Annotated in this window: 7 protein-coding genes; 1 reads left to right on the top strand and 6 read right to left on the bottom strand. The window is 35.6% G+C overall.

Going from position 1 to position 12,427, the window contains the following annotated elements; genetic code table 11:
- Positions 1 to 63: 63 nt before the first annotated feature.
- From Q4500_RS01485 to Q4500_RS01460, 6 genes are read right to left on the bottom strand one after another with little or no spacing between them, the layout of a single operon-like run.
- A complete protein-coding gene (locus Q4500_RS01485) occupies positions 64 to 1,371 on the bottom strand; it encodes a family 43 glycosylhydrolase (RefSeq protein WP_303597986.1) in 1,308 nt (435 codons plus the stop codon).
- A 39-nt stretch (positions 1,372 to 1,410) separates the two neighbouring features.
- Entirely contained in the window at positions 1,411 to 3,147 is a 1,737-nt protein-coding gene (locus Q4500_RS01480) for a glycoside hydrolase family 2 protein (RefSeq protein ID WP_303597985.1), read from the bottom strand.
- A gap of 3 nt (positions 3,148 to 3,150) precedes the next feature.
- Positions 3,151 to 4,263, bottom strand: coding sequence for a glycoside hydrolase family protein (locus Q4500_RS01475; RefSeq protein ID WP_303597984.1), 1,113 nt, complete (start codon positions 4,261 to 4,263; stop codon positions 3,151 to 3,153).
- A 7-nt stretch (positions 4,264 to 4,270) separates the two neighbouring features.
- Entirely contained in the window at positions 4,271 to 7,270 is a 3,000-nt protein-coding gene (locus Q4500_RS01470; RefSeq protein ID WP_303597983.1) for a glycoside hydrolase family 2 TIM barrel-domain containing protein, read from the bottom strand.
- A gap of 2 nt (positions 7,271 to 7,272) precedes the next feature.
- Positions 7,273 to 9,552 (bottom strand): FAD-dependent oxidoreductase, encoded by a 2,280-nt coding sequence (locus tag Q4500_RS01465; protein ID WP_303597982.1) that lies wholly within the window; start codon positions 9,550 to 9,552, stop codon positions 7,273 to 7,275.
- Positions 9,553 to 9,555: 3 nt separating this feature from the next.
- Positions 9,556 to 11,121 carry a sodium:solute symporter family protein gene (locus Q4500_RS01460; protein ID WP_303597981.1) on the bottom strand — a complete coding sequence of 522 codons (1,566 nt, stop codon included), beginning with the start codon at positions 11,119 to 11,121 and terminating at the stop codon, positions 9,556 to 9,558.
- Positions 11,122 to 11,364: 243 nt separating this feature from the next.
- Here Q4500_RS01460 and Q4500_RS01455 point away from each other — a divergent pair, with 243 nt between their 5' ends.
- Positions 11,365 to 12,375 carry a LacI family DNA-binding transcriptional regulator gene (locus Q4500_RS01455; RefSeq protein WP_303597978.1) on the top strand — a complete coding sequence of 337 codons (1,011 nt, stop codon included), beginning with the start codon at positions 11,365 to 11,367 and terminating at the stop codon, positions 12,373 to 12,375.
- The last annotated feature ends 52 nt before the right edge of the window (positions 12,376 to 12,427 follow it).

Genomic DNA, 12,427 nt, shown 5'->3' with positions numbered 1-12,427 from the left:
TACTAATGCATTTAGTAAATGAAGTAATTGCCTTCCAAATTCATTTTAAAATCCCTTCTAAAATCAATCTTTATTTTTCTTTATCGCTCTACCCTCTGGGTGTTGATTAATAGAACCCATACCTTGTGCAAAATAAACTTCGGGCTTATGCCAAACACCGGTATTCTTAAAAGCTGGCTCATCATAATCCAAACTCAAATCGCAATCAAATCTCCCTAAAATTGAATATCCTTTTCCTGGTGTACCCGCATTTATGAAATGAGATAGACCCCAAGTAAAACCTCTACCATCTTTAGTATCTGTAAATGCATCTGCAACAAAAGGTGCGGCCGCTGATGGAGTTAAAGAAACACTCGATGCAATTTTAAAATTTACTCCGTCTTCAGCATATTGTATGGTTTCACGTTCGTTTCCATCTTTGATAGCCAAGGTGGCAACACCTCCTTTATAAGGCCAATATGTGGTCTCATGACCTGATTGCATAACCGGATTTAAATAGTGTTTTTTATAAGGCCCTAAAGGATCTTCTGCTATTGCCAAACCGTGCCCTACTGCATAGTTAGTTCTATTATCTGGCCATTTATTATAGGCTGCTTTGTAGTATACATAAATTTTTCCATCATGAACTATAGGTTGCGGGTCATGTGTAGCTTTGTGGTCCCACTCTCCCTCTTTACCAAACGGAATTACTTTATCGCCACCATGAATCCAAGGACCATCAGGCGAGTCGGCATATGAAATAGAGACAGGGCATAAATCGCCTTTTAACCCACTAGGTTCATCAAAAGCTTGGTAGTACAGATAGTATTTATTCTTCCAAACAAGAATATCGGGCGTAGCCACAGAACGCCATCCTGACTTTGGCTTTTCAGGACGTGAAATAGCCACCCCTTTTTCTTCCCAAGTAACTCCGTCTTTACTAGTAGCATACCAAATATCACATAAATCCCAATCGGTAGAAGGTATTACATCGGTAGCCTCTGCCGCACGATTCCAACCAATAGGAGGTACTACTGTATGCCTTTTAGTGTACCAAACATAATAAGTATCATTTACCAAGATTGGTCTAGAAGGATCTCTTCTAGAAATAGTACCATCACCATTATTATAATCAAAACCATTTAAACGCGTATACTTAAATTGCGAGAAAAGTTCGTTGTCTTGAACTCTTGGTGTTGGGTAATTAAACATTCGTTCTGAAGAAGCACTAAGCGGAATATTTGGCTTTTCAATAGGCATTTTAAAAGGAAAAACCTGTAAAGTATCGATTATGACATTGTCTACAACCTTAGCTTCTTTCTGTGTACAAGATATTGCCGAGAGCACTACCAGTAAAAAAGTACTTATCTTCAAATTATGTGAAAACTTCATAGTTTATATGTTGTTTAATGTGAATTTTACTATTTAAAATTATTCCCACTCTTTGTAAATTTCTTTTAATTGATGGTAGGCTTTCTTTTTATTTCGATGTTCATCAACTATGCCCCATTCTCTAAAACCCGAAGCGGGTGTACCTTTATAATTACTTCTGTAATCATTATAGCTCCAAATAGAAACGCCTGTTACCCAAGGGTACTTTTTCAATTCATTTAAATAGCCTACCAATTCATCGCTCAAAGCACCTTCTGGTGCAGGACCTATTTGACCTATTCCTATTTCAGAAATAAAAATGGGTTTTCCTGGGAATTTCTCATGTGTTTTTTCTGCCAATACAGGTGCATTTCCGTAGCTATTCATTGATATAAAATCTACTTTATCGTAAGGTTCCGTTCCTATTTCCCCTTTTCTATAAGCAGTAATACTAACATAAGTTTTTAACCGTGTACTATCTAATGTTGCTACATAATCTAACATAGAATCTACGTAACCATATTGCTCTTTAGTTAGCGCCTTATCCTCCCAATCACCATCAGGATTTCTTAATTCATTACCTACACTCCAGGCTACTACAGAAGGATGATTAAAATCTCTTTCAATCATGGTATTTAACCATTGTTTTGTTAGTGGATTATTTGGAAAAGAATTAGGGTCTTCATCTCCCCAAACCGGAATTTCTTCCACTAATAAGAATCCGTTCTTGTCACAAAAATCTAACAGATTTTTAGATAAAGGGGCATGCATTAGTCTTGAAAAATTACACCCCAAAGACTTTATATCCAAGATATCTTGTTCTATTAACTGATCTGGTTCTGTATTACCGTAGTTAGGATGATCGTGTACACGATTGACACCGTTCATTCGTACAGCACTATTATTTAAATAAAACTGTTCTCCTCTAACCTCAAATTTTCTAATCCCAAAATTATCAACTGTTTGATCCTGCAACTTGCCATCTACTTCTACATCTGTAGCTAATTGATATAAATTAGGCGAATTAAAATGCCATAAATCAAAGTCAGATAACTTTCTCTTAAATGTTACGATTACTTCTTCTACTTCACCGGCATCTAAGGTTAATAAAGTTTCAGGCAGCTTTTCTTTTTCTTTAATTGTTGAATTAATGGTAACATTTACAGAAGATTCTTCACTGTTTTCTATTCTGTACTTGATGCTGAAATTCACCAAATTATTCTCAAAATCGGGTACCGAACTAATATGCTGGTATACCAAACGCACAGGTTCATTAGCTTCTAAAACCACTGCTCTACTTATACCGCCCCAAGCCCACCATGCACCTCGTTTAATGGTGTTATCTGCCATTACTACCACATCATTTGTTCCAGTTTTATGTATAAATGGGGTTATTTCAAAATCAAAAGGTAAATAGCCTCCAACGTTGATTCCTAATAAATTTCCATTTAACCAAACCTTTGCCGTTTGATATACCGCCCCAAATTTTAATCTAATGTGCTTGTCTTCCCAATTTTCAGGAAGTGTGAAGCTTTTTTTATAATACCCTTTGCCCACATAAGTGCCGTATTTTTCTCTAGTATCCCAATTGCCAGGCACAGTAATGGTATCCCATTGCTGGTCTGTTTGCGACAACACTGCTGTTTCTGCTATAGTATTTGATGCTAAAAATTGCCAAGTACCATCTAAAGATTTATTCTTCTCATAGGTATTAAAATCGTTTAGGGGGCTTACTTTTTTACAGGAAACACCCCATAAAACAATAATAGATAACAGTAAAAAGAGCTTCTTATTCATACTTTATTTTTCTTTAGTGATCTGTAATGGAATTTGAATATTGAAGGAATGCCTGACATTATTCACATCAATAGTATCTGCTGCACATAACAAAGCAACAGGAGCTCCATTTTCCATAAAAACTTGCGGACGCTCTAAATGATTAAACTTGGTACGGGTACCATCTTCCCAAGTAACCGTTCTATCTGAAACTTCAAAATATTTTGCTTTGTCCCATTTAATTCCATCTTCAGATTCATAATGGACTAATGAGAATAAACGCTTATTTCCTTCATGCTTCATTCGTTTTACTATAGCATGATATTTACCATCTTGGTACCAGATGTAAGGGTCTTCGGCAGGAAATGTTTCTCCTTCAAACACAAATATTGGATCAGGATACTTTTTAAAAGGTCCGGTTGGCGAATCTGCAATAGCCACCATATGTACTACAGGACCACCAGCTGGTAATTTAAATGCTTTCCCTACCGCTTTGTATACCATTAGTATTTTACCATCTGGCATTTCGCATACAGATGGGTTCGAAGTCATCAAGGCGTCATGTGCCTTATCATCTCCATGAGCAATATCTAAAACAGGCGTATCAAATCTTTTCCACGGTCCGTTAGGACCATCGGCAACGGCAACTCCTATTCTTTGGTTGTTTCTATGCTCCCAATTTAATTTAGGGTTTCCGGGAATACTTACAATTTCTTTATTTCCGGTATTGCCCATATAATATAAGTAGTACTTTCCTTTAATTTTAAGGATGGTAGGGTTATGCGTAGTCGCTCCGTCCCAGAATTTTTCACCCCTATCACCCAAAGCCACATCTTGAAAAGAAAACGGTCCAAATGGACTAGTAGCCGTGGCATGCGCTATTTCAGAATAATTAACCCATTCCCAACCAATCTCTTTTGGCCATCTAGAGTAAAACATATGGTATAAGCCATCTTCACCTTTGGTTAATGTACCTCCCCAAACACTTTTGCCCTCTTCTTTGAATACAGAAGATTTAGATACTTTCCCTAATACTATCTTATAATTTTCTACCTTTTCTGATGCTTTTTGTTTTGGTTTTTGAGCACAAGCTCCAAACAAGGCAATGAATAATACTATGGAAATTATATTTTTCATTTAAGGATTAATTTATTTTTTTAACTGGAGACCAATTGCTCAATCCGTAACTATCCTTTTTTTGTATTTGCAGGTAGTATATTTCACTTTCTTTAATGGGGATGGTCATCATACCTTTAGTGTACGTTGTAATTTCTTGATTTAAGTTTAATGGCGAAGTTCCGTAACGTACGGTATACGCTTCATCATTTAATTCTCCAGAATATCCAACCACAATACGATTATCTCGTATAAAAGCATCCCAAATAACAGGTGGTAATTCTTGCTCACTCCTTGTTAAGTTGACCATGACAGACTCAGATCCCTTACCATTTACTGCTATTAGTTCTGCTTTTACAGAAGAGTTGGGTAGACTATCAACAGTAATATAATTGGATATCGTTTTAGCAGTTGTAACCGTTTCGCCTTTTAAGTTTTGGAATTGTATAAAATATTCCTTTGCCCCTGCCACTTCCTCAAAATATACCCTGGCTGAATTTTTACCCCCAACTATTGCTGTAACTTTAGGAGCTACAGGTTTTTTTAGGTCAATATTTTTTTTAAACCGTGTGTACCCATTCGGACTTAATAAAGCAATATGCATGGCTACCGATTTTTTGTTTTTTACAGATATAGGAATTTCTCCTGTCCACACACCATTCTCAGGATGTAATACTGGTAAATCTTGAGTTTGTCTTACACTTATTTCTCCTTCATCATTTATAAATTCCCAAACCAATTGATAGTCTTTCATGGTAAAACTAGGAAAGTCATTTCTTGCTCTTATGGGAATCGTTATTGTCGCTTTCCTTTTATGAAAGACAACATCAATATCTTTTACAGGACTGGTTTCTTTTTGTAATCGAGAATAAAACTTTCGTTTTTGCCTCCATGCATTTACAATTCCCCACGTTCTATTTTCTTCTATATTTGTTCCTATGTATCCACTTCGGTAATCATTATACGTCCATAATGAAGTACCAATAACAAAATCATTCTGTCCCCTAAAATTATCGTTCCAGGTCGAATTTTCTTCACGATCTTCATCTAATGTAATCCCATTTAGCTTTACTCCATATTCTGAAATAAAAACAGGTTTGTTAGGCCATTTACTTCTAATACTAGAAATTACTTCTTGCGGTGTTCCTTGAAACGGATACAAATTATGCATAATGATATCTACATTAGAATTTGGATCTGTAGTTCTTGTTGCATCTTCACGCCCACCAGTATTGCTTACACAAGTCACTAATCTATACGGATCTAGTGCTCTCACATAATCCATCATCATCGTAGCATAATCATAATGATCAGACAATTCATTACCAACACTCCAACCTATAATACTAGGACTGTTGCTATCTCTTTCTATCATACCTTTAATCCATGATTTTATCAAAGGATATTCTGGAGCTGTAAATTCTGCATTATCCAAATCGCGAACATTGACTTCTTCAAACAGTAAAATTCCCTTTTCGTCGCAACGTTCAATCAATTTTTTATTCTGAGTTCCATGCATGATACGCATAAAGTTTGCTCCTGCATTTTTCATTAAATCTACATCTTGATCAATAAGCTCTTGTGGCTCTGAAGACCCCCAATAGCGGTGATCACTAACTCTATTATAGCCTGACAACCGAACGGGCTCACCATTTAATATCAAATTATCTTTGGTCAATGTAACTTTCCTAATTCCGAATCTATCCTTTAACTCATGTACTACTTTCTCGTTTTCTGAAATAGTACTTGCTATTTGGTATAAGTGCGGATTATCAAAATGCCAAAGCTCAACATCAGCTGAAGACAACTCACCAGTGAAAACAACTTCACTCATAGAATTTGCTGGTACTGTTACTTTTTTAGTAAACTGTATTACTTTTTTTTCATTTAAAATTTGACTATTCACCGTTAGTGTTCTAGCCGTAGTACCACTATTCTCTATCTTAATTTTTAAATGCAACTCTGCTGTACCCGTTTTTAAATCTGGCTCTGCATGTATGTATTGATGCTTTATGCGCACCTCATCATTTCTAACCAAAGTTACATCTCTGATAATACCACCCCAATTCCAAGTAGCACCTACCAAGGCATTATTATCGGTTTCAACAGCCAATACGTTATGGTTGTCTAAACTTATATTTTCAGTAACATCTATTTCGAAAGGCGTAAAACCACCTTGATGTGTGCCGACAAACGCTCCATTTAAATACACTTTAGCTATATGGTAAACGCCATCAAATTTTAATCGAATTCTTTTTTGAGGAGAAGTTTGCCAAGCTGCAGGAGTTTCAAATGTTCTTCTATACCATGCCTTACCAGTGTAATTAGAAAATTCATTAATCATTCCGTAATGCCCAGGAACTTTCAAGTTATCCCATCGGGAATCATCAAAATCACTTAAAAAAATAGTCTTTTTCTCCAAATTAGCTTGCGCTATCTTTTGGTTTGATACAGGTCTAAAAAATACAGCATCTGCGGATACACCCACAACCGCTATATCTGAAGTAATTTCTATAGCAGTGCGTTTATCTTTTTCAAAGGTGAAAATTCCTAAACTCAACCATTCGTCGCAACGTGTACGCTGATTAAAGAACTGTACATCTATTCCTTTAGAGTGATGTATATTTATCTTTGTATTTAAATTTATAGCAAAAGGAAACCGCACAAAAGCTTCATAATATCCAGATGCAGGTAACTTAGGAATATATGTTACACTAGCATCATCTTGCAAACTACTAAAGTGATGTTTTAAATATGATGCGCCATAAAAACGAGATTCCCTTTCTCCTTTTGTAGCAACGATCCAATCTCCTTTAATTTCAATTTGATGTTCATCTGTATTATCAATAACTAAGTCTTCTTTCTGAGCCTTTATGTTATTATAGTTTGATCCTTCGCCATAAATAGCATTAAATCGCCAATTACCATTTAAATCCAGCCTTTCTTCAGCAGCTTTCAAGCCTGTATTGTTCTGTGCATAGCCCAATACACCGACAAGAAAAAACAATAATAGATAGCAATTTTTCATAATTACATACATAAGATTTCAAAAATTGAAGCAGGTACATTTTCAGAAGGATGTTCCATTTCTATTACCAGTCCCGATATTTTTATAGAAGATTCAAAAGTGACAGTATTTATAGTTTGATAGTTCCCTTCCTTTTTAAATAACACATTCCCTATATTATCTTTTATAGTATAATTGCGAACACAAAACGGAGTTACATCTTCTGGATGACCCATTAAAGTAGATTCCATGGGGTGATCATAATCTGTATCAAAGAAAATTTTAATTTCTTGTAGTGCTATTTCCTCTTTCCAAGATATGGTAAGCTTCGGATTTTCATCTTCCAAATCTGCAACCCAAGCATTTGTTGCACCCCAAGGTCGTACATACCCATTACCAATATTGGCAGCGTCAAATGCTGCTATTGCAGGGGAAATTTCCATAGCAATATTATGCCCTTCTGGTCTACGCTGTGGTATCCAAAATTCAAAAGTATCGACTCCCAAACCTTCAGGCGGAGTTTGTTTTCCGTTATTAGAAACTGCCTTATTCACCCCATTAAAAACGGATAGCACTCCGGAATAGCGCTTGGTAGAGTTCTTTAAATTTATCTTTTCATTTTTCAAAAAGGTTACGAAAGCATATTGCATTTCATTCACACTTTCATTAAATAAAAAAGAAACACGTTGTTCTCCTTTTTTTAATTTAATCGTCGAAGTTTCTAAAAGTACATCTGGTGTATAACTTTTAGCATTTGCTGAGCTACGTAGCTGCACAATTAAAGTGGTATCTTCATCTGCATTGACACATAAGGTAAATTCATATTTTGTATGAGCAGTTAACGGGAGAAATTGAGCAGCGGCAGTACCTAAATTTGTCCACCCACCGTCAAACGGAATTTTACTTAAATTCAACTCTGTAGATGCAGAAACGGCACCAGAAGTAATCAAATTTGATGATGATTTAATGGGAATATCTGGAATGCTCTGTCCGTTAATATTCAATTTGTTCTGTAATATTTCTAAATACTTTTGATCAAGAACCTCTTTTGGTAGTATATTGTTTTTAGAACATACAACTGCTGCCATACCTACTGCCTGCGCACAAAAACCTGTTGTAGCCATTACTCTGGTAGAGCCAAATGCTACATGTGTTGCGCTAATAATTCTACCTGCATAAAAAAGATTATCAATATCCTTACTTACAAAAGAGCGATACGGAATTTGGTAAATGCCTTTAGAGTGCCATTGCGTGCACCCAGAAAGCTTACTATAAACACCATCTGCAGGGTGTAAATCTATTGCCCAGCCCCCAAAAGCAATGGCATCATAAAACGTTTTTTGTTCAATTACATCTTGTTGCTTTATCATATACAACCCATTAAAACGTCTACTTTCTCGTTTGCCCGGTACTGTACCTACCCATTCAAGTGTATGGTTATCTACATCTTCAAATTCACCAGAATTTTTAATATAATCCCATACACCATATATGACTTTCCACAGTTCATATTTTATTTCTTCGGTATCGTGAATGGTATCTTTTCTGCCTCCATATTCAAACCACCAAAACCGACACCCCTTATCATCTTTACCAATTGATTTATACCTTGGTATTTCGGTAATATCTTTAAGTGCAAAAGCAGGAGGTCTATAGGTTACAGGATGATTCTCTCGTTTGCTATAAAAATACATAGAGTGCCCAAGTAACTCACCATATGCTGTATCTGGAGCAAATAACTCGCCAAACTCTTCTTTAGTTTCAGCACCCATTCTAAAAGAAGCACCTACTTTAAAAGCAACAATACCATCGCCAGAAGCATCACAAAACAAGGGTGCATTAACAATATAGGTAGTTGAATTTTGAGAATTAAATGCTGTTACTGATTTGATGCTGCTATCACTAGATTTCTCAACATCATAGACACTATTGTTAAGTAATAATGTGATGTTGGTTTCGTTCAAAATTTTTTCTAATAAAACCGTATCAAAAATTACCGCATTACCTTCTTTATTACGATACATATTCTCAACAAGAATTTCATCAATAACACCTCCTTCACGAGCCCAACGATTATTATTCCCCATATGCGATGTAGCGCCTAAAATCCATAGTCTAACTTCAGAAGAAGCATTACCCCCCAATACTGGTCGATCTTGAATAAGTACCGTTTTTATTCCTTCTCTTGCAGCAGTTATTGCCGCACATACTCCCGCTATTCCACCACCAATGATGACAAAATCAGTAGCTATTTCAAGGGTATTATTACTTCTTTCTTTAGCGCTGTATTTTTCTACTAACATTTACTACCGATTATTTAAGTTTTTATAAATAATAAAACAACCAAGAATACTTACAAGTAAACCCATTGCACCTACCAATACCGCACCAGTTTCTGCAATGAACGAAAGCACCAATATTATTAATCCTGTAGCTGCTACTCCAATGCCAATAACACGGGCACCTTTTTTATTGTCTTTACTAGTATCGTCAATAACGACACCAGACTTATGCTTCATTTTCTCTAAGTAAACAGTATATTGATTATTGCCTTTTTGTTGATAAGTAAAATAGAGTTCAAACATGACCAGCAAAACTATAGGTACACCAATCCCAAGACCCATTTCAGTAGCTCTATCTAATTTTAAATTAAATACCGCCGGACTTAAAAATTTAAAAAACGCATTAATAGAAAGAGAAATTAGGGTAACAGAAAGTATGCTTGCACCAGTTTGTTTTTGAGAGAACAATGCCCAAATTGGCGGCAAGAACATAGCACCACCAGTAAGTCCGGCCAATGTCATTACTACCTCTACTATCCCCCCAAAATAAGGCACCATTAAAGCGATGAAAATGGTAATTACACCTAGTATAATAGTTGCCAGTTTACCTACCTTCACCAAACTTTCATCACTTGTTCCAGGTCTAAAATGCTTGTAAACATCATTAGCCAAAACACCTGCAGAAATATTCAAAGTAGTATTTACAGAACTTGATGTTGCAAAAATCATTCCCCCAAGCATTAAGCCTAACATACCAACAGGCAATACCTCTTTACACATTAATAGATAAGCACCCTCATTGGCTAAGCCACTTAACTCCGGATTTAGAATGCGATATATCATTGGTGGCAACATCCAAACCAAAGGGCTAACCGCATACAGGGCAGCAAAAAGCCATCCTACTTTTTTGGCATCTTTTGGTGTAGCTACACTAGTGTAACGTTGTACATAAGCCCAATTACCTGCTATGAAAAATAAATTATACAAGCCGAAAGCAACTAAAAACAGAGGCGAATACTCTTCATTTACGAACTGAAAAAAATTATCTGGAGCTTTGTCAATGAAATTATCTATACCTCCAATTTTATCAAAAGAAAGGGGTACTACAATTAATACCACAGCGGTTAAAACAACAAATTGAAGCACATCTGTAACGATAACAGCCCATAAACCGCCTACAGAAGTATAGATAAGAATTAAAATACCCAAACCAATTATACTTGTGGTAATAGGTATTGAGGTAGAAACCTCTACAATTTTTGCCACAGGATATAAAAATGCTCCCATGGTGAAAATAGAAATCAACAAAAATAGGTAGGTATAGATTCTTTGTGTTTTATACCCAAGCCGATCTGTAATAAACTCAGCTGCCGTCATGGCTTTTGTTTTTTGCCATTTTGGTGCAATAACAAAACCAATAATAATTCCAGATATGCACATTGTCCATTGAATGGATATTGCTACCCACCCACTTTGGTAGGCAATTGCTCCCCAGACCACGAAAGTACCGGCAGAGAAGAAACTCATAAATAATGAGAGTCCGCTCATCCACCAAGGCAATGCACCCCCAGCAGAAAAATAAGACTTCATATCCTTACCTGATTTGGAAAAACTTATTCCGCATACAAAAATAAGAGCAACAAAAATTAATATTACCGAAATATCGATATTACCCATAACTAGAAATAGATTGATTGTTAAAGTAGAGTAAAACTTTTTATTTTTTAATCCATCATGAGAAATAAGCCTTCGGAAACGTTTCCGAAACACATTTTATTTCCGGAAACGTTTCCGAAATTTGCCGAAACATTAATATTTTGGTATCATTACCACATGAAACACGTTACCATAAAAGACGTCGCAAAAAAATTAAACGTTTCTATTTCAACAGTATCCAGAGCTTTCAACGATAAGTACGATATTAATGAAGAAACAAAAAAATTAATTCTCAAAACCGCAAAAGAGTTGGGCTACAGACCAAACCCAATTGCGAGAAAATTAAGCCAGCAGCGTTCTTTTAATATTGGTATTGTAGTACCTGAATTCAGTACCAATTTTTTTCCTGAAGTAATGCTCGGAGCCCAACAAATATTGCACGAAAAAGGGTATCAAGTGCTAATAATGCAGTCTAACTATTCATGGGAAATCGAGAGAAAAAATGTTGAAACCTTGGTGGATAACATGGTCGATGGACTAATTGTTTCGTTAACATCGGAAATAGATAATAATGAATACTACACAAGTTTATTAAAATCTGATATACCTATTGTTTTCTTTAATAGAGCTGTAGACGAAATCAAGGCATCAAAAGTACTTTTTGATGATTATAAATGGGCACTTTTTGCTACCGAACATTTAATTGTACAAGGGTACAATGATATTGTTCACTTAACGGGCACCACAAATTTGACCCTAACAAAAAACAGACAAAGAGGTTTTGAAGATGCCCATAAAAAACACAAACGCCCAGTAGGTAAAATAATTTCATGTGGTTTTAAAATGGAAGATGGTGAACGAATTGCTCAAGAAATGATTGATAATAACACCATACCTAGGGCTATTTTTGCAGCAAATGATTCTTGTGCTATTGGCGCCATGACAGTTTTTAAAAAGCATGGTTATCAAATTCCCAATGATATTGCCATTGTTGGTTTTACAGAATCATCTCTTGCAAAGCATACAGCACCTTCATTAACATCTGTTGAGCAGCCTACACATGATATTGGGCAAACAGCAGCTAAATTATTATTAGATCAAATTAATAATAAAGGAATATTTGTACCACAAACTATTATACTTAATGGACGATTGAATATTAGAGAATCTTCAGTTATCATAAAATAGAAAAATCATAATACTCCTATTTACACTCTGATTTTCAATTTCTTACATCCAA

Source organism: Maribacter sp. 1_MG-2023, from assembly GCF_030547005.1.
GTDB lineage: Bacteria > Bacteroidota > Bacteroidia > Flavobacteriales > Flavobacteriaceae > Maribacter.
The sequence above is the reverse complement of the archived record's forward strand: the minus strand, read 5'-3'. Positions and strand labels throughout refer to the sequence as shown.